At 66.6% G+C, this 21,529-nt stretch carries 16 protein-coding genes and 1 tRNA gene; 7 read left to right on the top strand and 10 right to left on the bottom strand.

Features of this window, described 5'->3' with window-relative positions; genetic code table 11:
* Positions 1-684: 684 nt before the first annotated feature.
* From KA419_05640 to rplM, 9 genes are all read right to left on the bottom strand, one after another.
* On the bottom strand, positions 685-4,080 hold the full coding sequence (locus tag KA419_05640; GenBank protein ID MBP7865414.1) for a tetratricopeptide repeat protein: 3,396 nt from the start codon (positions 4,078-4,080) through the stop codon (positions 685-687).
* 487 nt (positions 4,081-4,567) lie between these two features.
* Positions 4,568-5,833: an ABC transporter permease gene (locus tag KA419_05635; protein ID MBP7865413.1), complete on the bottom strand. Its 1,266-nt coding sequence runs from the start codon at positions 5,831-5,833 to the stop codon at positions 4,568-4,570.
* 72 nt (positions 5,834-5,905) lie between these two features.
* On the bottom strand, positions 5,906-6,931 hold the full coding sequence (locus KA419_05630; GenBank protein MBP7865412.1) for a bifunctional oligoribonuclease/PAP phosphatase NrnA: 1,026 nt from the start codon (positions 6,929-6,931) through the stop codon (positions 5,906-5,908).
* Positions 6,928-8,337 (bottom strand): bifunctional UDP-N-acetylglucosamine diphosphorylase/glucosamine-1-phosphate N-acetyltransferase GlmU, encoded by a 1,410-nt coding sequence (gene glmU / locus KA419_05625; GenBank protein ID MBP7865411.1) that lies wholly within the window; start codon positions 8,335-8,337, stop codon positions 6,928-6,930. Before glmU ends, KA419_05630 begins: the two co-directional genes overlap by 4 nt.
* Positions 8,338-8,450: 113 nt before the next feature.
* Positions 8,451-8,921, bottom strand: coding sequence for a hypothetical protein (locus KA419_05620; GenBank protein MBP7865410.1), 471 nt, complete (start codon positions 8,919-8,921; stop codon positions 8,451-8,453).
* A 40-nt stretch (positions 8,922-8,961) separates the two neighbouring features.
* A complete protein-coding gene (tsf, locus tag KA419_05615) occupies positions 8,962-9,570 on the bottom strand; it encodes a translation elongation factor Ts (GenBank protein MBP7865409.1) in 609 nt (202 codons plus the stop codon).
* Positions 9,571-9,642: 72 nt separating this feature from the next.
* Positions 9,643-10,560 (bottom strand): 30S ribosomal protein S2, encoded by a 918-nt coding sequence (rpsB, locus tag KA419_05610; GenBank protein ID MBP7865408.1) that lies wholly within the window; start codon positions 10,558-10,560, stop codon positions 9,643-9,645.
* A 40-nt stretch (positions 10,561-10,600) separates the two neighbouring features.
* Positions 10,601-10,996 carry a 30S ribosomal protein S9 gene (rpsI, locus tag KA419_05605; GenBank protein ID MBP7865407.1) on the bottom strand — a complete coding sequence of 132 codons (396 nt, stop codon included), beginning with the start codon at positions 10,994-10,996 and terminating at the stop codon, positions 10,601-10,603.
* An 18-nt stretch (positions 10,997-11,014) separates the two neighbouring features.
* A complete protein-coding gene (gene rplM, locus KA419_05600; protein MBP7865406.1) occupies positions 11,015-11,443 on the bottom strand; it encodes a 50S ribosomal protein L13 in 429 nt (142 codons plus the stop codon).
* Positions 11,444-12,266: 823 nt separating this feature from the next.
* Between rplM and rpsT the strand changes: the two genes are divergently transcribed.
* The 3 genes from rpsT to KA419_05585 all read left to right on the top strand — a co-directional run bounded on the left by rpsT (position 12,267) and on the right by KA419_05585 (position 13,297).
* A complete protein-coding gene (gene rpsT / locus KA419_05595; GenBank protein ID MBP7865405.1) occupies positions 12,267-12,536 on the top strand; it encodes a 30S ribosomal protein S20 in 270 nt (89 codons plus the stop codon).
* A tRNA-Gly gene (locus KA419_05590) sits at positions 12,527-12,602 on the top strand. The genes rpsT and KA419_05590 overlap by 10 nt, the downstream gene beginning before the upstream one ends.
* Positions 12,603-12,805: 203 nt before the next feature.
* On the top strand, positions 12,806-13,297 hold the full coding sequence (locus tag KA419_05585) for a hypothetical protein (GenBank protein MBP7865404.1): 492 nt from the start codon (positions 12,806-12,808) through the stop codon (positions 13,295-13,297).
* Between the two features lie 263 nt (positions 13,298-13,560).
* On the opposite strand, the gene KA419_05580 is transcribed toward KA419_05585, so the two are convergent.
* Complete coding sequence (locus KA419_05580; protein ID MBP7865403.1) at positions 13,561-14,799, bottom strand: ArgE/DapE family deacylase; 1,239 nt, start codon at positions 14,797-14,799, stop codon at positions 13,561-13,563.
* A gap of 305 nt (positions 14,800-15,104) precedes the next feature.
* Between KA419_05580 and KA419_05575 the strand changes: the two genes are divergently transcribed.
* The 4 genes from KA419_05575 to KA419_05560 all read left to right on the top strand — a co-directional run bounded on the left by KA419_05575 (position 15,105) and on the right by KA419_05560 (position 21,518).
* Positions 15,105-16,343 (top strand): MFS transporter, encoded by a 1,239-nt coding sequence (locus KA419_05575; GenBank protein MBP7865402.1) that lies wholly within the window; start codon positions 15,105-15,107, stop codon positions 16,341-16,343.
* A 306-nt stretch (positions 16,344-16,649) separates the two neighbouring features.
* Complete coding sequence (locus KA419_05570; GenBank protein ID MBP7865401.1) at positions 16,650-17,663, top strand: glycosyltransferase family 2 protein; 1,014 nt, start codon at positions 16,650-16,652, stop codon at positions 17,661-17,663.
* Positions 17,664-17,983: 320 nt separating this feature from the next.
* Entirely contained in the window at positions 17,984-20,143 is a 2,160-nt protein-coding gene (locus KA419_05565) for a M3 family metallopeptidase (protein MBP7865400.1), read from the top strand.
* A 313-nt stretch (positions 20,144-20,456) separates the two neighbouring features.
* On the top strand, positions 20,457-21,518 hold the full coding sequence (locus KA419_05560) for a DUF2278 family protein (GenBank protein MBP7865399.1): 1,062 nt from the start codon (positions 20,457-20,459) through the stop codon (positions 21,516-21,518).
* The last annotated feature ends 11 nt before the right edge of the window (positions 21,519-21,529 follow it).

Raw genomic sequence — 21,529 nt, 5'->3', positions numbered from 1 at the left:
TGCGTTTTCTTCCTCCGCTGCCGCGTTCCGGGGGCGGCGACGCGGGCGCTCCGGACGAGAGGCTCGCTACACGTTCGAGGCCGGCGCCCGCGCCTTGCCCCCGGCTGGGACGCCCCCTCCCCTTCGGGGAGGGCAGGTCCCTCGAAGCGCCGTTTCCGGTTGAGTTCCGCGAGTGTCCGATGCCGATCGAAGCTCTCGAACGTCTGATCCCGGTTGGGCGGCTCGAACGTCCGCTCCCGACCGGGGCCCTCGAACGTCCGATCCTGATTTGATTTGTGCCCCCCCCGCCCCTATTCCCCGCAGGGGAAAGGCGTTTCAGCCCGGGGCAAGCCGCGGACGCCGGCGAACCCAAGCAGAGCGCGACGACGTGTCGAGCGTCCGCGGCGCCGCCCCGGGGATCCGTGCGCCAAAACCTTTCCGAACCCGCCCCGAAGGCGGCGGGGGCACGGCATTGTTCCGATGCACGACGGGACCGAAATAACCGTAAAACCGTTTTGACGTGCGTCCATTTGCAGGGAAATCCCCGTCGGGACGGCGCGTACGAACGGGCGGGGCGGGATCCGCGCCGGGACGGCACGTACGAACGGGTTTCCCCGCGACGGCGATTGCGATACCGATACCGATACCGATGGGAACCCCTCCGGACCTACAGCCTACAGCCTACAGCCTACAGCCTATAACCTCTCACTTCCAGTTCCCCATCAGGATGAAGGACGCCCAGTAGTACGGGTGGGCGCAGGGGGCGCTTTTCGGGGGCACGAAGCGGCGGGAACCGACCTTGCTCCCCTCGTCCGGTGCGTCCCCGCGCCCGCTCCCGGGGAGATGGACCGTGGCTTTCCCCCGGAGCAGGGCCAGTTGGGCTTCCCGGAGCGCGTCGGAGCGGGCGGCGCCCCGCCGGGCCCAGGCCCGGTAGAAACGCTGCATCAGGGCGCGGGTGCTGTCGTCGGTCACGGGCCAGAGCGTGGCGATCACGGACCGGGCCCCCTGCCGCTGCGCCATGACGCCGAACCCCTCGACCTCGTCCCCCATGGCCCCCATTCCTCCCACGCCCGTCTGGCAGGCGGAGAGCGTCAGCAGGTCCAGGCCCCGGAACAGCGGCTCTCCCGCTCGCATGGCCTCCAGGCTAAGACGGGTGCCGTCCCCCAGCAACAGAAAGGATTCCCGCTCGCCCTCGGGGCTGAACTGGAAGTGACTGGCCAGGTGAAGCACGGAGCATCCGGTCCCCAGGCCCTCCCGAAGCCTCGCCTCGGTGAAGTCGCCGTCCAGGAGTACCCGGCCGGGGAGGGCGCCGTCCGGGCCGTTCTCCTGCCGGACCACGCAACGCAACTCGGCCGGTACCCCTTCCAGGGCCGGGAAATCCCCGATCGCCTTCGAGACCCCCGCCGCCAGGGCCTGCCGGGGCCCGTGGGAAGGGTTCGCACGGAGCCGGGCGGCGGGCGTGAAGACGGAGACAGGCAACTCCTCCACCAGGTAGTGCGTCCCGCTCCAGAGCGCGCCGGGGGGAACGTAGCGGAGGACCCCGTCCAGTGACCAGAGAATCCGGTGAACCTTTTTCTCCTGCCGCCAGCTTTTCAGGGGCGCCACCAGGGCGTCGTAGAGTTTCTTCCCGGTGGGGCGGGGGTCCGAGCCCGGAGACTGGAGCCGGCGGTGAAACGCTTCGAGGGTGGACTTCAGGCTTTCAACGGGAAGCTCCACCTCCCAGAACCGGAGGTCGCCGGGGGTCAGCCCCACGAGCCAGGCCCGGTCCGGGGCCAGGAGGGTGTACACCACGGCCGTGCCCCGTCCCAGTGCGTGCAGATCCTTCCAGAGTTCCCTCACGGAGGACGGGACCAAGGGGGCTTCCCGGGGCCCCTCCGTCTCCATCTCGGCCCCGGTGGCGTCCAGGCCCCTTTCCCAGGCTTTCCGGGTATTTTCATAAGCGGCGGCGAGTTCGGCCAGGCGGGTTTCCTCCCCCGATGTTCGCCGCTGGCGAAACTGAAGGACCGTGAGGTCGCCCCCGACCCGGGCTGCCTCCCCGAGGGCCTCCTGGAGCCGTCGGTCCATCCTCTGCTCCAGCGGTGTGAAATCGGCGGTGAGAACGGCTCCACCCGCGAAATCCGCCCCCTGGGTGAAATCGAAATACTCCTGTTCCTTCAGGAGGGACAGGACTTGGTGGGCCTCGGCGGGCCGCTTCAGACGCAGCAGGCTGGAGGCGAGGTTGCGGTAGGCGGACTGGACGGTCTCGAGGTAGGACCGGCGGATTTCCGGGCCCAGCCGCCGGAGGTCCCCCCGGACTTCCTGGCACAGGCGGATCGACTGTTTGCCCAGTAAAACCGCGAGGTAACGGAAACCCCGGTCCTCGGCCACCTTCATCAGGAAACTGAGCGTGGCGGCCTGGCTCGTCCGGTCACCAACCTCCCGAAGGATCGGCAGGCTCCGGCGAAAGCACGCCTCGGCCCGGTCACGCCGGCCCAGCTTGAAGCAGGCGGCGCCGAGGTTGTTCAACATCAATCCTTCCCCGTTGCGGTCCCCCACCGCCCGTTTGAGCTCGATGGCCCGGTCGAAGCACTCCAGCGCCGGGTCCCCGTCGCCGAGGATGAAGCGGATGGTGCCGATGCCGCCCAGGACAGCCGCCTCGCTGCGCCGGTCGCCGACGTTCCGGAGAAGGGGAAGGGCCCGCTCGAAGTGCTCCATCGCTCGGGCGTTCTCCCCGATTCTCTGGAGGGCCGCCCCGATGTTGAGCAGGGCGATGCCCTCGCCCCGCGGGTCCTTCTGCTCACGGGCGACGGCCAGGGCCTTCTCGTAGAGATCGATCGCCTTCGCCAGCTGGCCGAGGCTCTGGTACACCTGGCCGAGGTTGTGCACCGTCACCGCCTCGTTGCGCCGGTCGGGGATCGCGCGCAGCAGGGGGAGGGCCTTCTCGAAGTACTCCACCGCCCGGGCCTTCCGGCCGAGGTCGTCGTAGACCACGCCCAGGTTCTGAAGCGTCACGGCCTCGGTCCGCCGGTCCCCCACTTCCCTGAGGATGGGGAGCGCTTTCTCGTAGAACTCCACGGCGCGGTCTTTCTGCCCCAGGTCGGCGTAGACCAGGCCGATGTTGTTCAGGGTGTAAGCTTCTCCCCGCCGGTCCTTCGCTTCCCGGCGGAGGGGGAGGGCATTTTCGTAGCACTCCAGTGCCCGGGCCTTCTGGCCGAGATCGTCGTAGAGCGACCCCATCCGGCTCAGGGTGATGGCCTCGCCCCGGACGTCGCACACCTGGCGCCGGAGGGCGAGGGATTGTTCGCAACAGGCCAGCGCCCGGGTCTTTTCGCCAAGGTCGTCCAGAATGCCGGCGAGGTTGTTGAGCGTGACGGCCTCGCCCTGCCGGTCGCCGAACGTGCGCTGCAGGGCGAGGACTTTCTCGTAGCACTCCAGCGCCCGGCTCGGTTGTCCGAGGCCGCAGCAGGCCGAGCCGATTCCCGCCAGGGCATCCGCCTCGCCGCGGGCGTCCCCCGCCTCGCGGAACAGGGGAAGGGCGGCCTCGCTGAGTTCGATGGCGGCCTGGAACCGATCGGCCCGGTATTGGGTGGCGCTCAGGCGGTACAGGGTCTCGGCCTGGGCGTGCCGGTCCCCGGTTTCGCGCTGGAGGGCGAGCGCCTTTTCGTATCGCTCCAGCGCGGCAGCGAGGTCGTTCGCGGCCAGGGACGCGTCTCCGAGCCCCTGGAGGGCCAGGGCCCGCCCCGGGAGATCGCCCCGGGCGGTGAAGACATCCAGTGCCTGCCGCAGGGTGGAATCGCCGGCCGAGGGGTCGCCGGAATCCAGGAGGGCGTTCCCGAGCCCCACGAGCGCCTGCCCCTCCGCGGCCCGGTCGGATGCCTTCCGGGCCATTTCCAGGGCCCGCTCGTACGCAGCCCGGGCCTCCGCGAACCGGCCCTTTGCGGCGAGGTCCTTCCCGGCCGCCAGGGCTTCCGCGGGGGTGCCGGACGGCGGGGACGAACTGGAAGGCGGCTCACCCGGGCAAAAACCCGCCAACAGGAGGATGATCAGACCGGCGGGCCGGCAGCGGGCCGGCATCCCGCGGGTTGGCGGCGGCCGGTCGTCTCGGGGCGGGTTCGTGTTCATGGGGGTCTCCCGGTCCCGCGACGTCGGCGGGCGAGCCGGCGGGCCGGAAGGGGGCCGCCATGTGCCCGGGCCGATCCACGGGGTATCGGAATCGACAATAGTCGGAATCGGGCCGGGTGTCAAGCCTCGGGGGGGGTGGCTTTCCGGCTGCAGTTCCCTGGACGCTCCGCGTGCCCTTCGGAAGAGCAAACCCAGGGTGAATCGGGAAAGACCTTCCGGAAGGTCTCTCACCGGGGCACGGAGGCACGGAGAAGAGGCGTCTCCGGTTACGGCCTGCAGGCCCATCGCCGTCCCCTTTTCCCCGTCTCCCGACGACTGCCTGCGGACGGCTGTTCACTGACGACTGCCTGCGGACGGTTGTCTCCCAACGGCTGTATGCCCCTCCCGTCTCTCCCTCCTGCATTCTGAATTCTGGATTCTGAATTCTGGATTCTTCTTTCGTGTCTTCCGTGTCTTTCGAGGTTCCTTTTCCGTTTGCCCGGCCCCTTCAATGCTCATGCCGGAGGGCTTCCACCGGGTCCATGACCGCCGCCTTCCAGGCGGGGTAGAGGCCGAAGAACATCCCGATGGCGCTGGAGAGGGCGACGCCGAAGACCGCCACCCAGAGGCGGACCGAGGTTTCCATCCCCGCCGCCCGGCCGAGGGCGGTTGCGGCCAGGAACCCGGACCCGACGCCGAGGGCGCCCCCCGCCATGCAGAGGGTGACGGACTCGGTGAGGAACTGCAGGAGGATGTCCTTGCGCGAGGCACCCATGGCGCGCCGGATCCCGATCTCCACGGTGCGCTCGGTGACCGAGACCAGCATGATGTTCATGATGACGATGCCGCCCACCAGCGCCGCCACGGCGGTCAGCATCAGGAAGACGAGGAAGAAGTTGTCGGTGATGGTGTGGAAGAGGTCGATGGTGGTGTCGGAGGTGAGGAAGGTGAAGTCGTCCTCCATGGCGTAGCGGCGGCCCCGTGCCGCCCGGAGGACGATGCGGGCCTCGTCCATGGCTTTTTCGAAGCGCGGGGGGTCGTCCGCCTGGACGAAGACCTCCAGGCTCCGCCGGCTCCCGAACTGCTTGAACCAGGCGGTGACGGGGACAACGGCGAAGTTGTCCTGGCTCATCCCGAAGATGTTCCCCAGGGGTTTGCAGACGCCCAGAACCGTGTAGGGGACGTGGTTGATCTTGAGTTCCTTCCCCAGGGGGTCCACGCCGGGGAAGAGCTTGGTCCGGATCTCGTCGCCGATGACGCAGACCCGCCGGGAGTAGCGCTGCTCCTCCTCGGAAAACCACCGGCCGTCGGCCACCTCGCGGATCCCGATGTCCACCATGTTGGCGGTGGCGCCGTCCACCTGGCACTCGTCCACGGCGTTCTCCCCGCTCCGGAGCGAGGCGCCGGCGCCGACCTGGGCCCCGATCCGCCGGGCGCTCCCCACCCGCGCCCGGAGGGCCAGGAAGTGGTCCCAGGTGATGTCCTTGCGGCGCATGGAGCGGACGAAGGCGTCGATTCCCTTGGAGATGTCCTCGAGCTTGGTGACCTGGAAGACGTTGGTGCCCAGGTTGGCGATCCGGGTGGCGACGTAGTCGTTGGCCGCCTGGATGACGGTCATGACGGTGATGAGGGACATGACCCCGATGCTCAGCCCGAGGAGGGTCAGGAAGGAGCGCAGGCGGTTCTCGGCGAGGTTGCGGCAGGCGACGGTGAGCAGGTCGCGCCGGCGGACGCGCGGGCGGCTTTTCGGGCCCGTTCGGGGAGTGCCTGTCATCTCGTGCCTCACCCCGTCGCAGTGGAATGAAACCGCCGGGCGAGCGGGGTCCGGCGGGGCCGGGGGCGACGGTCACCCCTGCGCCAGTTCCCGGTCGAGGAGGTCGAAGACATGCCGCTTCACCTCGGGCAGGGGGCCGTCGAAGGAGCACCCGGCGGCGCGGGGGTGCCCGCCGCCCGTGTCGATGATGCGCCGGGCGAAATCGCCCACGTTGAAGTCGCCCTTGGAGCGGAGGGAGACCCGCACCGAGCCGTCGTCCTGCTCGACGAAGAGGACGGAGACCTCCACCCCGCGGACGAAGCAGATCTCGTCGATGATGTCGCCGGCGTCCTCGCGGGAGGACCCGGTCCCGGCCATCATCTCCCGGGTGATGACGGCGTGGAGGTACCGGCCGTGCGGGGCGACCGCGAGGGTGTCCAGCACGCGCCCCAGGAGCTTTTTCATGGGAAAGCTGCGCTCCAGGTGCACTCGCTCGGCGGTCCGGGGAAAGTCGAACCCCGTCTCGATGAGCCGCGAGGCGATGGCGTGGGTCGAGGGCCGGGTGAGATCGTAGCGGAAGGCGCCCGTGTCGCACAGGATGCCGACGTAGATCAGCTCGGCGAGGAGCGGGTCGAGCGGCACGGCCCACCGGGGGTGCGTCACGAACTGGAACAGGATCTCGGTGGTGGACGCCACGGCGCTGGTGCTGATGGACACGTCGTACTGCCCGGAGTTGCCGAAGGAGTGGTGGTCGATCTTCACCTTGAACGGGCAGGAGAGAAACAGCGGCCGGACCGAGCCGGAACGGTCCGCCCCGCAGTCCACCACCACCCCGAGGTCGTAGCGGTTTCCCGCCACGGCGTCCAGGGGCAAGATCCCGTCCGCCCCGTGGAGGAAGCGATAGCGGTCGGGGCATGCCTGCTCGTTGACGATGTGGATGGTCTTCCCGGCGGCCGGGAAGCTTAGCTCGAGGATGTGCCTGACGGCCAGCTCGGAGGCCACCGAGTCACCGTCCTCCCGCTCGGTGGCGGTGATCAGGATCGCATTCGCCCGGGCGGCAGCGGCGTGAAAGAGATCCAGTTCCTCCCGGAACAGCGTGGGGATAAGGATGGACGTCACTCCTTCTCTCCCTTCGCAGCCTTCTCCTGGGCCAGTTTCTGCCGCCGCCTCGCCGCCCACCCTTCGACGGTGGTCTGGTGGGCGCGGCCGACGGCCAGGGCATCGGCGGGCACGTCGCGGGTGACGGTGGACCCGGCGGCGGTGTAGGCGCCCCGGCCCACCGTCACGGGGGCCACGAGGATGCTGTCGCTGCCGATGAAAGCCCCATCCTCGATGACGGTGGGGTTCTTGCGGACCCCGTCGTAGTTGCAGGTGATGGTCCCCGCCCCCACGTTCACCTCCGCCCCGACGGTGGCGTCGCCCAGGTAGGTCAGGTGGGACGCCTTGGTGCCCGCGCCCGTGGTGGTTTTCTTGATCTCCACGAAGTTGCCGATCCGGTTGGAAGGCCCGATGACGGCGCCGCCCCGGAGGTGGGCGAAGGGGCCCACCGTGGTCCGGGCCCGGATCACGGAGTCCCGGACGACCGAGAACTCCACCCGGACGTCCGCCTCCAGCACGGTGTTCTCCAGCCAAGACCCGGGGAGGATCTCGCAGCCGCGGGCTACGGTGGTGGCGCCCCGGAGCGTGACGCCGGGGTGGAGGACCACCTCGGGCTCCAGGCGGACGGCGGGGCCGATGTCGGTGCGCTCGGGGTCGAGCATCGTGACGCCGGCCAGCATCCACTCCCGGTTGATCCGGCGGCCCAGCTCGCGCTCGGCGTCGGCCAGGTCGCCCCGGTGATTGATCCCCGCCACCTCCCGGTGGTCGCCGACCTGGAAGGCCCGGACCTTCAGGCCCACGGCGTGGAAGATCTCCACCAGGTCCGTGAGGTAGTACTCACCCTGGGCATTGTCGGCCTTGAGCTGCCGGATGTGACGGCACAGGGGGGTGACGGCGAAGGCGTAGATGCCGGTGTTGATCTCGCGGACCGACCGCTCGGCCTCGTTGGCGTCCCGGGCTTCCCGGATGGCCCGGACGTTTCCGTAGTCGTCCCGGATCACCCGGCCGTAGGCGCCGGGCTCGGGAGGCACGGCGGTCAGGACGGTGCAAGCCGCCCCGGACGCCCGGTGCTCGGAGAGCAGGGCCTCGAGGGTCTGCCGCCGCAGGAGGGGGACGTCGCCCATGAGCACCAGCACGTCGCCCGCCTCGCCCTCCAGAAGCGGAACGGCCTGCATCACCGCGTGGCCCGACCCGAGCTGGGGTTCCTGGAGAACGAAGCGGCCGCGGTTGCGGAACCGATCCTGGACCTTCTCGGCCCCGGCGCCGATGACGGTGATCGTCCAGGCGGGGCCGAGGGAATCGGCGGTGTCCAGGACCCACCCCAGCATGGGGACCTCCCGGACGGGGTGGAGGACCTTGGGCAGGTCCGATTTCATGCGGGTGCCCTTCCCGGCGGCGAGGATTAAAACCCCGAAAACCTCAGACATGGCATGCTCCTCCCGAAGCCGCAGTCGGCAAAAACAAAAGGGGCATGATAGCTCATGCCCCGAAAGATTTCAACGGTTTGTCCGCGCCGGCGCGCGGTGGATTTTCCAAGGGTTCAGTTGCCGGCGGAACCGCCGCGGATGGGTTCGAGGTCCGGGTCGTGGCGCCCGCGACGGCGATTTTCGGGGTCCAGGTCCACGCTCTCGGCGAAGGCCGCCCGGGCACGGGCGAGGTCGCCCTTTCCGCAGGCCACGACGGCGGCCAGGTAGGGCAGGAGATCGTTTCCCTTCAGACCCTGGAGTTTCTTGAGGGCCTCTTCCGCGAGGGCCCACTCCCCCCGGTTGGCGTGGTAGATCACCGTCGCCAGCCAGTCGTCGGTTTCCTGCTGCTCCCGCGAGACCTTCTCCACGCGGAGGGTGCAGGTCTTCACGAAGGCTTCCGCGCGGTTCTTCATGAGGGGATGGGTCCCGGCCGCCTTGGCGATCTGGGTGAAAACCTTCCGGGCCTCGGCGTACTGGTGCTCGAACAGCAGCCGCAACCCTTCCTCGTACTGGCCGAGAGCCTCCTTGGAAACGGTTCTGATCATGGTGCCTCCGTGCGCGCCGCGCGATCGGCGCGCGGTGTTCTCATTCCTCGCCGACCTTGAAGCAGCAGAAGCGCCGGATGCGGATGTTCTCCTTGATGACCCCGATGATGGAGTGCACGTATCCTTCGATGGTCATGGTGGAGTCCTTGATGTACTCCTGCTCCGTCAGGCAGGTTTCCTTGAAGAACTTTTCGATTCGGCCGTCGATGATCTTGTCCATGACGGCGGGCGGTTTGTTCCGGTTCTTTTCGTCGTTCTTCAGGGCCTCGCGGTAGATTTCCCGCTCCTTCTCGACGACGGCGGCGGGGACTTCGTCCCGCCGGACCCAGCGCGGCCGGGTGACGGCGATCTGCATGGCCACGTTGTGGACCAGTTCCTTGAACTTGTCGTTCTTGGCGACGAAATCGGTCTCACAGTTCACTTCGATGAGAACGCCGACCTTGTGGTTGTGGTGGATGTAGGAACCGATGACCCCCTCGCTCGCGACGCGGGTGGACTTCTTGGAGGCGGTGGCCACCCCGCGTTTCCGCAGGATCTCCACGGCCTTTTCCATGTCGCCGTCGGCCTCGACGAGGGCGGTCTTGCACTCCATCATGCCGGCGTCGGTCTTTTCCCTCAATTCCTTCACCATTGCGGGTGTTATCTGCATGTTGTCCTCCAGGATCCAGGTGAAACGGGGCCTTGCGGCCCCGGGTTCGGTCGTCGGGTTCGCCCCGCGGGCTCACTCCGCCGGTTCGGCGGGAGCGGGGGCGGGAGCGGGGGCAGGGGCTTCCGGGGCGGCCGGAACGGCGTCCGGGATGATCTCGCGGGGGACCCGCGGCCGGGGCGGCCGCCGCTGGGCGTACTTCCGGCGCTCCGGGTGCACCGCTTCCGCCGCGTAGGCGTCGCGGAGTTCCGGGGTGACGTCGGCGCCGCCTTCCGGGGCGTCCTTGGCCGCCAGCTCGGCGTCCTGCTTCATCATGTTCTGCCCTTCGATGACGGAGTCCGCCAGCTTGGAGACGATCAGCCGCACGGAGCGGAGCGCGTCGTCGTTGCCGGGGATCACGTAGTCGATGGGCTCGGGGTTGCAGTTGGTGTCCACCAGGGCCACCACCTTCACCCCCATCTTTTTGGCCTCCAGCACGGCGATGTCTTCCTTGCTGGGGTCGATGATCATCAGGACCTCGGGCATGGCGTCCAGCTTCTTGATGCCGGCCAGGTTCTTCTCGAGCTTGCGGCGCTTGCGCTCCAGCCGGGCCACCTGCTTCTTGGACACCTCGCCCGCGTAGTTGACTTCCTTCATGGCGTCGAGGGACTTGTACTTCTCGAGGGACTTGCTCACGGTCTGCCAGTTGGTGAGCAGGCCGCCGAGCCACCGGTTGTTGATGTAGTACTGGCCGCAGCGGAGGGCCTCGTCCTTGACGGCGTCCTGCGCCTGGCGCTTGGTGCCGACGAAGAGGATGCGCTTCCCGCGCCGGGCGCTCTCCGCGACGAAGTCGGTCGCCTCCTTGAAGAGGTGCATCGTCTTCTGGAGATCGATGATATGAATGCCGTTCCGGTCCCCGAAGATGTAGGGTTTCATCTTGGGGTTCCAGCGGCGCGTCTGGTGGCCGAAATGGACACCCGCTTCCAACAGTGCTTTCATCGTTATGGAAACCAACGGAGCCTCCTGTAACCTTAATATTCCGGAAACCGGTCGACTAGCGCTTGGAGTACTGGTAGCGGCGGCGGGCGCCAGGCTGACCGTACTTCTTGCGTTCCTTCTTGCGCGGGTCGCGCGTGAGGAACTTCGCCTGCTTGAGTTTCAACCGAAGCTCCGAGTTGAAATCCACCAGCGCGCGGGCGATGCCGTGGCGGACGGCGCCGGCCTGCGACACCAGCCCCCCGCCCATGACCGTCACGTTGAGGTCGAACTTGCTGAGGTTCTCGGTGAGCAGCAAGGGTTGACGCACCATCATCCGCTGGGTGTTGGTCTTGAAGTAGTCCTCGTAGGTGAGCCGGTTGACGAAGATCTTCCCGGCGCCCGGACGAAGAAAAACCCGCGCCACGGCGGTCTTGCGCCTACCCGTTCCGTAAAACTGAACTTTGGTGGCCAATGTATCTTCTCCTTGGGATTAGAATTTCTTTTCCTCAGGCTGCTGGGCCTGGTGCTTGTGGTCGGGGCCGGCGTAAACCTTCAGCTTGGACAGCATCTTCTTGCCCAGCTTGTTCTTGGGCAGCATGCCCCAGACGGCTTCCTTGACGACGGTCTCCGGCTTGGCGGCGAACAGCTTCTTGGCCTGGATTTCCTTCAGGCCGCCAGGGTAGCCGGTGTGGCGGCGGTAGTACTTCTGGTCCAGCTTGTTGCCGGTGATGACGACCTGCGCGGCGTTGACCACGATGACGAAGTCGCCCGTGTCCAGGAAGGGGACCCAGGTCGGCTTGTGCTTGCCGCAGAGGACGCGGGCCACGTTGGTGGCGAGCCGGCCGAGGACCTGGTCCTTGGCGTCGACCACCCACCACTTCTTCTCGATCGTGCTCGGCTTGGGGATGTACGTTCTCATGGTGTACTCCGTAACGGATTTGCGTCGCGGCCGCGGCCGCGGTCGTAGAGGTTGGCAGGATTGCGTCGCGTGACGAAAAATGGAAAAGTTTTCTTCCAATCGCCCGGATTCCGTCGATCCCCCTGTGGAAGAAGGACCGAAATTTCGCGTGCTCGCGGGATCTGCTCATCCTCGGGTCGCCGCGTCCGATCCGGGACGGCTCGCGGCGGAGTGGCATTTTAACAGAATGAACCGTCCTGTCAATAAAAATTTTTCCGCTAAATCAAAGTGGTGGCGCCGGCTTCAGCCGGCGTGAAAAAGCCGGGTGGTGGCGCCGGCTTCAGCCGGCTCGGGAAAGCAAGGAGATGGAATCAGTCCCGGCCGGCGCGGGAAAGCCGGGCGGAGAGACAGGCTGCAGACTGCGCGCCTGATCTTGGCCATCCTGCGGTGCCCAGGAGAGCCCGCGGGGCGGGCGATTCGGATCAAGCCTGGGTTGCAAGGCCCGGGTGGCCGGCCGGGAGACGTGCTCAGCCGCAGAACGGCGGTCCGGACCCGGTACCCTTGACGCGCCGCCGCGGTGCAGGCGCCCGTCACGGTTCAGCCCCTGGCGGGAGTGTCCTTGCGCCCGCGTCCGGCCCCGGGCGCCTGTCCCGTATGCCGCTGGTCCGCCTCGTTCCACCCCCCCCGCGTTACCCCAGGCCGAAGCGTTCATCCCATTCGCGTGATTCGTGCATTTCGCGGGAAATTCCACGCTGTGCTTTTCCGGGGGTAAAAAAAGGGTTGACATCTCGAATTTCATCCTTAAAATTGGCGGTTGCAATTTTGGGAAGGAGAGACGACAGCGATGGCTCATCATAAAGCGGCACTGAAAAGCATCCGGCAGACCAAGGTCCACACCGAGCGCAACCGGCACACCAAGAGCACCATGCGCACGGCCGTGAAGAAGGTCCGGGCCCTGATCGACGACAACAAGCTGGAAGAAGCCCAGAAGATGCTGCCCCAGGCCTTCTCGGTCATCGACAAGAGCGTGACGAAGGGCGTCCTGCACCGCAACGCGGCGGACCGCACCAAGTCCCGCCTGACCGTGGCCGCCAAGAAAACCGAGCGGGAATAGCTCAGCTGGTAGAGCAACGGCTTCCCAAGCCGTGGGTCGCGGGTTCGAATCCCGTTTCCCGCTCCAATTCCAAAGGCCTTGCTGCCATCTGCAAGGCCTTTTTTTTAACCACTAATTTCACTGATCGACATTAATTTCATTGTAAATCCGGCAAAGATCCGCTTCCGGTGGAAATGGCCGGGATCTCCGACAAGCCGAACAATCCCGCTTCCCTTGACAAATCATGTGTTATAGTAAGAAAGCAAATATCTTATCAGGCAGAGTTCCCTATGAGCTTCGACCTGTTTCTTGAACGATTTAAGGCTGGTGAGTCTGCTCAAGTCGACAGAACTAAAGTACTGCCCTTATTACGGGAAAGATGTGATTTGCCCGGTGGCAAGTATGGCATATATCATCTCTTTTTCCCCGATGGCTGCTCTGTCGAGATTGTAGCCAAGGGTCTCGAGACGAACGATTTTTTCACTGGCTGTGCCTTCCATATCCGGAGTTTCTCAGCATATTTGTTTGCCTTCATCTTTGATATGGCAGAGGCTGGAGACATGGTCATATTCAACGCGCAGGGCCGTGACACCGAGTCCAATCCCCTGGCGATTCTTGTCAGCGATCTCCAGTTGAAGGAACTCCCGATTGGTGCCGTTTCACACCCAGTTCTCTGTACATCCGCGGAACATCTCGCTTCATTGCTCGAAGTTGATTTCGCTGAATGGTCTGATTTTCGAGACCGCGTTGTCGGGAGTTCAAATCCTCTGGCTGGATCTTGAACCTCACAGGTTGGTGAACAAACAGAGAATGCAATGGGTGCCAAGTTTTCGCGGACAGGGAGCACGAATTCGCGACGGCGCTTCGGAAGCCTGCGCGCCTTTCTGTCGGCTTGTTCGAAAGCGGCGCTTCGGGGGCCTTCGCGCCGCACTCCAGAAGGGGTGGCGAAAGTTTCAGCTTGCGTGCGGCCCATCAATGGGATTCACCCGCGCAAGCTGAAGCTTGCGCCACGGCGGAGCGTCCGTCCGGCGACTCACTGCAGTCTTCATGGAGGACTCATCCGGACCGCGGCCTGGACGTAGACTTTCGCGCATGTCACGAGGTCGGCCAGTTCCACGTGCTCGTCGGGGCTGTGGGCGTCCTCGAGGCGGCCCGGGCCGTAGGCGAAGGCCGGGACCCCCACCCGGGCGAAGAACCGGATCTCGCAGACCCCGGGGCAGAGCCGGAAGGGGGGCGCCGTCCCCGTCACGTTGCGGATCGCCTGCGACAGCGCTTCACCCGCCGGGCTGCGCGGGTCGGACACGGCGGCTTCCGCTTCCTGGGTGACCCGGCTTTCCACGACGCCCCCCCGCTGACGATGGCGGTGGAGGACCGCCTCGATCTCCGCCCGGACCGAAACCGGCAACTCCTCGGGGTTGAAACGCCGGTCGAGGGTGAAGAAGGCCCGGTCGGGCACGACGTTGAAATTGCTCCCGCTCCCGCATTGGCCCCCGAGAAGCAGGACCGACCGGTCGGCCCCGGGCGGAAGGACCGACAGCGCCGTGCGGCGGGCATCGACGACCTTCTTCAGTTCCAGGAAGTCGGCGGCCAGCGCCACCAGGTGCTCGAAGGCGTTGTCCCCCCGGTGGGCCAGCCCCACGTGGGCGAAGGTCCCCCGGGTGAGGATTTCATACGTCAGCGCGCCTTTGCTGGCGTGCCAGACGGCGCCGCCGGTGGGCTCCGGCATGATCATCCCCGACAGGGGCATCGGCGGCAGGGCCCCGATCCGGAACAGGTGTGCCGTGCCGGCCTCGCCCCCCGTTTCCTCGTCGGGGACGAGGGAGAAGGTCAGGGCCGTCCCCGGGCGGATGCCCGCGTCCCGCACCGCCCGGAGGGCGAAGAGCATGGCCAGGAGGCCCCCCTTCATGTCCGCGCTGCCGCGCCCGAAGACCCGGTCCCCCTCGCGGCGGGGACGGAACTGGTCCGGGGAAGCGGCCGGGACCACGTCGTAGTGGCCGTGGAAATGGAGGGCGGACGCGCCCTCCCCGCACCGGCCCACGATGGAGGGACGCTCACCACCGCCCCCGGGCCCGTCGAGGACTTGGTGCTCGATCCCCCAGGACGTCAGCAGTTCCGAGAGATACCCGACGCACTCCCGACAGGCCTGTCCCGGAGGGTTAGCCGTAGGGATGGCCACGAGCTCGCAGAGGCGCTCCGCCATCTCGGCCTTTCGTTCCGCGAGGGTTTCCAGCAATTTCTGCTCGTCTACAGTGAACTCCCCGATCCGGACAAACCAGATTATCACCACGAACCACACGAAGAGTCCGGGCGGCGACGCGCTACGACGCCGGGTCGGCGGGATCCCAACAGCGAGCCGCTTCGCCGGTGAGACGTGCGCTCAGCTTTCCGGCGCCCGGACCCCCGCGGAGTTTCCCGGGAAAGCAAGGTGCGGCGACGTTGCCCAACTCGTCACCCTCAACGCCGACCCGAGAGAGGATATAGCATGTTCCCGAAACCTTGACAAGGCGCCAGAGGCTGTTTAAACTCGGGTCGGCCATCCGCCTGAAAAAATCGACGCGCCTGAAATACAACCGGAAGAGGACAGAACCCATGGCACACCGCGCCGTCGACGATCCCGCGGAATCACCCCGGCGCCCGAAGCGCGGGATGTCCGGGATACTGGGCATGGTGGTGCTGGTGGGCATGGGGGAGCACCTGGCCGAGCGCTTCCTGCCGCTGTACCTCCAGGAACTGACCACCGCCGCCACGGCCGTCGCGGCCATCGGCCTCCTGGCGGGCATGGACGACCTGCTCTCCGCGCTCTACTCCTTCCCCGGCGGCTACCTGAGCGACCGGCTCGGCGCCAAGCGCGCCCTGCTGGTGTTCAACGGGGCGAGCGCCGCCGGCTACCTGATCGTCATCCTCGTCCCGACCTGGTGGGCGGTGCTCCTCGGCGCGGCCCTCTTCATCTCCTGGTCCGCCATCTCGCTGCCCGCCACCATGGACCTGGTCGCCCGGTCTTTCCCCGCCAACCGGCGGACGCTGGGCGTCTCCCTGCTGGCTCTCGTGCGCCGGGTGCCGAAAATGACGGGGCCGGTGGTGGGCGGGGCCTGCATCGCCGCCTGGGGCGTGAGCGGGGGCCTGCGCGCCGCCTTCGTCATCGCGCTGCTCCTGGCCGCGGCCGCCGCGGTGCTGCAGCAGGCCCTGATCGAGGACGTCCGGGAGACGGCGGGCCGGGCCGAGCTTCGCCCCTGGCGGGTCTGGGCGGAGGTGCCCGCGGGCCTGCGCCACCTGCTCCTGTCCGACATCCTGATCCGCTTCTGCGAGCGTATCCCGGACGCCTTCGTCGTGGTGTGGGCGACGCGGACCGTCCAACACCCCGTTTCGGAACTGGTGTTCGGCGGGCTCTCGGCCCTGGAGAACCTGACCGCCGTCCTGGTCTATCTCCCCGTGGCCTGGCTGGCCGACCGGTTCGGGAAGAAACCCTTCGTCCTGATCACGTTCGTTTTCTTCACCGCCTTTCCCCTGGTCCTCCTCCACTCCCGGTCCCTCTCCCCGCTGATCTTTGCCTTCGTGCTGAGAGGCCTCAAGGAGTTCGGCGAACCCACCCGGAAGGCCCTGATCATGGACCTGGCGCCCGAGGGGCGCAAGGCCGCCGTGTTCGGCCTGTACTACCTCGTACGGGACGTGATCGTTTCCGCGGCCGCGTTTGGCGGCGCGCTGCTGTGGCGCCTCTCGCCGGAAACCAACCTGCTGACGGCTTTCGGGTTCGGGGTCCTCGGCACCCTCTGGTTCGCCTGGCGTGGAGTGGACACCCCGCTCTCGAAGAACACCCCCGTTCGCGGTTGATTCCCGGGTAAGGGCTGAAATCGGGCTCCGTTCACGGGAGAGCCCCGGGGCTCCGGGTTCCCAAAAGCCGGCGCGGCACCCCGAAGCGGGTCAGTGCACTCCTGTACGAATGCGGAAGCCGGGGGCCGGCGCCGTCACCACTCTCGCGGCCGCGCTTCGGGGATGGTATAATGCCGCAACGCCCGCGGGATCCGGCGGAAGTTTTCGGACCCGGCCGTCTGCGATATGGGTTGACCATGGATTGACAAAATGCCCGATCACCCTCCGCAAAACCCCGACAATACAGCCGGAGCCCCGACGCCGCGGGTGAGCGTCGTCGTGCTCAACTGGAACGGGGCGGCCTTCCTGGAGCGGTGCCTCGAGGCGGTGCAGGCCCAGACCGTCACCGACCGCGAGGTGCTGCTGGTGGACAACGGCTCCTCGGACGGCTCGGAGACCCTCGTCCGGGCGTGGGGGGAGCGCCCCGGCTTCCGGAGCTTCCTCCTGGACCGGAACACCGGCTTCTGCGGGGGGAACAACCTCGCCTTCCGTCACGCCCGCGGCGAGTGGGTGGCCCTGCTCAACAACGACGCCGTCCCCGAGCCCGCCTGGCTGGAGAACCTCCTCCGCCGCGGCGACCCGGCGCGGAAGGTCGGCATGGTGGGGAGCAAGATCCTCTTTGCCGACCCACCGGGCGTCATCGACAAGGCGGGTCACCTCATCTGGCCCGACGGCCAGAACCGCGGCCGGGGAACGGGACAGCCCGACACGGGCCAGTACGACCGGGAGGAGGAGATCCTCTGGCCCGACGGCTGCGCCGCCCTCTACCACCGGGACCTGGTCCGGGAGACGGGGGGCTTCGACGAGACCTTCTTCGCCTACGCCGACGACGCCGACCTGGGGCTGCGCGCCCGGCTCCTGGGCTGGAGGGCCACTTACGCCCCCGATGCGGTGGTCCGGCACCTCCACTCCATGACGGCGGGGAGCTTCTCGCCCCTCAAGATCATGCTGGTGGAGCGCAACCGCATTTTCCTGGCCCTGAAAAACTTCCCGTTGTCCCTTCTGCTGCAGAACCCGTACTGGATGGTCCGGCGCTTCTGGTGGCTCTCCTGGGGCGCCCTGCGGGTGAAGGGGTCCTCCGGGCGTTTCGTGGAGGAACACGGCCGGTGGCGGCTCCTGAAGACCCTCGCCTGGGCCTGGCTCAGCGCCGCCAAGAAACTCCCGCCGATCCTGCGGGCGCGGCGGGGGATCCAGCGGGGGAAGCGCCTCTCCGGCCGCGAGGTGAAGGCCTTGCTCCGCCGGTGGCGCATCGACGTCCGCGAACTCACCCTGAGGGATTGATCGAGGCCCACTATTTTGAATAGAAATGGGATATCCTCTAGGCGACCGACGGGGGCGCCGGGTCATCCCCGGTCGGTGTGTCGAAACCCGGACCAGGCCAGTCGATGAAGGGGGTGAGGGAGTGTTTCCTCCCCACTGCAGCCCCGTCTTCGATTATGTCTGACGGAAAACGAAGGGGTTAGGTGGCATGTTATTATGTTCCATTGATTTGATTGATATTAGATAATACCTGGCACCATTGCCTCATGAAACATTCCATGGCCCAAGCCGTAAGAATGCGTTTGTTGTTTGCGACTCTCGAACAGGAGGAACCCGACGTCATGACTGAATCCGGATTCAGCCGATTACTCGCCACGCTGCTCCTGGCGGCGCTGGCCACCCCGCTGCTTCTTGCGCAGACCGGCGCGAAGCCATCCGACGCCGGGCCCGCCGCGGGCAACCCTTTCTTCAAGGCCTGGGAGACCCCCTTCAACACCCCGCCCTTCGACCAGATCCGGACGGCGCACTTCCTCCCCGCCATCCTGGAGGGGATCAAGCGCCATCAGGCCGAGATCGACGCCATCACCGCCAACCCGGAAGCGCCCACCTTCACCAACACCGTGGCCGCCCTCGACCGGGCGGGGGTCTTCCTGGGCGAGGTCCTGTCGGTCTTCGGCGGCCTCCAGGGCGCCGAGACCAGCCCCGAACTCCAGGCCGTGGCCCGGGAGGCCGCCCCGATCCAGACGGCCCACTTCACCAACATCCGGCTCGACCGGAAGCTCTTCGAGCGGGTCAAGGCCGTGTACGACCAGCGTGAGAAGCTGAAGCTGAACCCGGAGGAGCGCTTCCTGCTGGAGAACAGCTACCAGGACTTCGTCCGGGGCGGCGCGCTCCTGGACGACGCCGGGAAGGCCCGCCTGCGGGAGGTCAACCGCGAGCTCTCGCTGCTGGGCGTGAAGTTCGGCGACAACCTGCTGGCGGAGACCAACGCCTCCCGCATCGTGATCGGGAAGCGGGAGGACCTGGCCGGTTTGCCCCCGGCGGTGGAGGCCATGGGCGCCGAGACGGCGAAACAGCTCGGGATGGAGGGCCAGTGGGTTTACACCGTGCAGGTCGCCAGCATGACGCCCTTCCTCCAGTACGCCTCGAACCGCGCCCTGCGGGAGCAGCTCTACCGGGCCTACTTCATGCGCGGCAACCGGGGCAACGAACACGACAACAAGGAGACCGTCCTGCGCATCGTGACGCTGCGGAAGGAGAAGGCGAACCTTTTGGGTTACCCGTCCCACGCCCACTTCATCCTCGAGGAAAACATGGCGAAGACCCCCGACGCGGTCAATGCCTTCCTCAAGCGCCTCTGGGACCCGGCGCTGGCCCGGGCGAAGGCCGAGCTGGCCGAGATGCAGGCCATCGCCGACCGGGAGAAGGCGGGCTTTGAGCTGGCCTCTTGGGACTGGTGGTACTACGCGGAGAAGCTTCGCAAGGAAAAGTACGATCTCGACGACACCGCCCTGCGCCCCTACTTCAAGCTGGAGAACGTCCGGGAGGGCGTCTTCCGGCTCTGCCGGGACCTCTACGGCCTGCAGTTCCTGGAACTGAAGGACGTTCCCGTCTACAACCCCGAAGTCCGGGTTTACGAAGTCAAGGAGGAGGACGGCCGCCACGTGGGGCTCCTCTACCTCGACTTCCACCCGCGGCCGGGAAAGCGGGGCGGCGCCTGGTCCGGGAGCTTCCGCCGGGCCTGGTACCGTGACGGCAAGCGGGTGCCCCCCCTCTCCACCATTGTCTGCAACTTCACCCGCCCCACGGCGGACGCCCCGTCCCTCCTCAGCCTGGACGAGGTGGAGACCTTCTTCCACGAGTTCGGGCACGCGCTCAACACCCTGTTCGCCGACAGCCCCAACCGCACCCGCACCACCCCGCGGGACGCCGTGGAACTCCCGTCCCAGATCATGGAGAACTGGGCCTTCGAGCCCGACCTGCTCAAGCACTACGCCCGCCACTACCAGACCGGCGAACTGATGCCCGCGGACCTGATGAAGAAGGTGGGGAACAGCAAGCTCTTCAACCAGGGCTTCGCCACCGTGGAATACCTGGCGGCCTCCGTCCTCGACATGAACTGGCACACCCTTTCGGACCCGAAGGGGGTGGAGGTGAACGCTTTCGAGGCGAAGGCCATGGGCGCCATCGGCCTCATCCCGGAGATCCTGCCCCGGTACCGGACCCCCTACTTCGCCCACGTCTTCAGCGGAGGGTACTCGGCCGGCTACTACGCCTACATCTGGGCGGGCGTGCTGGACTCGGACGCCTACGAGGCCTTCGTGGAGAAGGGGCTCTTCGACCGGGCCACCGCCCGGCTGTTCCGCGACAACATCCTGGCGAAGCTGGGCACCGAGGACACCATGACCCTCTACAAGCGCTTCCGCGGGGCCGAGCCGAAGGTGGAACCGCTGCTCAGGCGCCGGGGCTTGCTCCCGGCCGATGGCCAGGTTGCAAAATAGCCCGGATTCGACCGATCCGAACCCTCTCCGCCGGCCTCGGGCCGGCGGATTTTTTTTGGGGCGGGGGAGGGGAAATTTTTTCGGCGGGCCGTCAAATCCCGAGACGCCCCGGACGGTGCGAAACCGCCGCAGGGTGTTTGCGGGCCGGCGGTTGCGCCCCTCGGGGGGCACCGCCCGCACGGTCGGCAAGACCTGAAAAATTTTGCTTGAACGGGATCGTAATCTGTTATACGATAGGTGAGTTTTTTCCTGCTATTTTCCATTCATTTTCAATTTTCAGGAGGTTGTCGTGAGTTCAACGACACGAAGGGTTATGTTGTTTTTCTTCACCGCGGTCCTGGCGACCTCGGCGGCCTATGCGACGTTCAACAAGTACGGGGTGGTGATCGGCACGGTTGACGACTACCACCTGGAACCGGACGAGGACGAGGGAAAGTGGCCCCACTACCACATCCACGTCCAGACCCCTGCCGGCATCTATGAGTGCGTCATCAACATGGACACCCGGGCCGGGGTCCAGATCCTCCACCGGATCGCCCAGTTGCCCTGGTTCGGGCCGGGCTTCGTCGGCCTCTTCTCCCGGGCGAACGGCTACCACGAACTGGCCAACGGCCTGGACGCAGGGGCCTCCACCAGCGGCGCCCTGGACTTCATCCGGATGAACGACATCTGGCAGATCACCCGCACCTACCCCTGGGAGACCCACCAATTGGTCGACACGGCCCCGGTCGAGGACACCGTCCCCGAGTTCGACGCGGCGATGGTCGGAGCGCGGCGGGTGTATGTCTTCGGCGCGAAGTACTATTCCGGCCTGGGCGTGCACTGTGTGCACCAGAACCAGGGGAACCTCTGCCCGCCCGATTATGACAACAACACCTGGCAGGACGGCGCCGTCATCATCGAGTACGATCCCATCCGGCTCACGCTCCCGGGGCCGTGCTACATCAGGTGGCCGGGCGGACTCGTCTGCGTCCCCGGGCACACGATCTACCTTCCCAACCGGAAGATCATCATGACCCGCTTCGTCGTTCAGCACGACTTCACCGAAACCACCGGTGACGAAGACCACAACGGCTGTGCCGACACGACCCTCTCCACCACCACGTACAACCCCAACAAGGCGGCCAACACCTGGCAGCACTACGGCCCTTTCAACACCGAGCAGGTGGAGGCCAGCCTGGACGTCACCGCCGGCAACTTCGACCTTTACATTCGCAAGGGGTCGCAGCCCGACGACAGCAACTACGACGTGTTGTCGAACAAGACGGGCACGGCGGACGAGTTCGGGTGGATGTGGGGTACCGGCAACTACTACGTGTCCGTGAAAGCCAACGGCGTCGCGTCCACCGGGACCTTGACGATCAAGCGCAAGTAGCCTCGCGAACA

The sequence above is a fragment of the Acidobacteriota bacterium genome (genome assembly GCA_018001935.1).
GTDB lineage: Bacteria > Acidobacteriota > JAAYUB01 > JAAYUB01 > JAAYUB01 > JAGNHB01.
This window is presented reverse-complemented; position numbering and strand designations above follow the sequence as displayed.

Coding starts and splice junctions, on each gene's coding strand:
- KA419_05640 (MBP7865414.1), bottom strand. CDS start 4,080: ATGAACACGAACCCGCCCCGAGACGACCGGCCGCCGCCAACCCGCGGG.
- rpsT (MBP7865405.1), top strand. CDS start 12,267: ATGGCTCATCATAAAGCGGCACTGAAAAGCATCCGGCAGACCAAGGTC.
- glmU (MBP7865411.1), bottom strand. CDS start 8,337: ATGTCTGAGGTTTTCGGGGTTTTAATCCTCGCCGCCGGGAAGGGCACC.
- KA419_05575 (MBP7865402.1), top strand. CDS start 15,105: ATGGCACACCGCGCCGTCGACGATCCCGCGGAATCACCCCGGCGCCCG.
- KA419_05635 (MBP7865413.1), bottom strand. CDS start 5,833: ATGACAGGCACTCCCCGAACGGGCCCGAAAAGCCGCCCGCGCGTCCGC.
- KA419_05565 (MBP7865400.1), top strand. CDS start 17,984: ATGACTGAATCCGGATTCAGCCGATTACTCGCCACGCTGCTCCTGGCG.
- tsf (MBP7865409.1), bottom strand. CDS start 9,570: ATGCAGATAACACCCGCAATGGTGAAGGAATTGAGGGAAAAGACCGAC.
- KA419_05560 (MBP7865399.1), top strand. CDS start 20,457: ATGTTGTTTTTCTTCACCGCGGTCCTGGCGACCTCGGCGGCCTATGCG.
- rplM (MBP7865406.1), bottom strand. CDS start 11,443: ATGAGAACGTACATCCCCAAGCCGAGCACGATCGAGAAGAAGTGGTGG.
- KA419_05620 (MBP7865410.1), bottom strand. CDS start 8,921: ATGATCAGAACCGTTTCCAAGGAGGCTCTCGGCCAGTACGAGGAAGGG.
- KA419_05585 (MBP7865404.1), top strand. CDS start 12,806: ATGAGCTTCGACCTGTTTCTTGAACGATTTAAGGCTGGTGAGTCTGCT.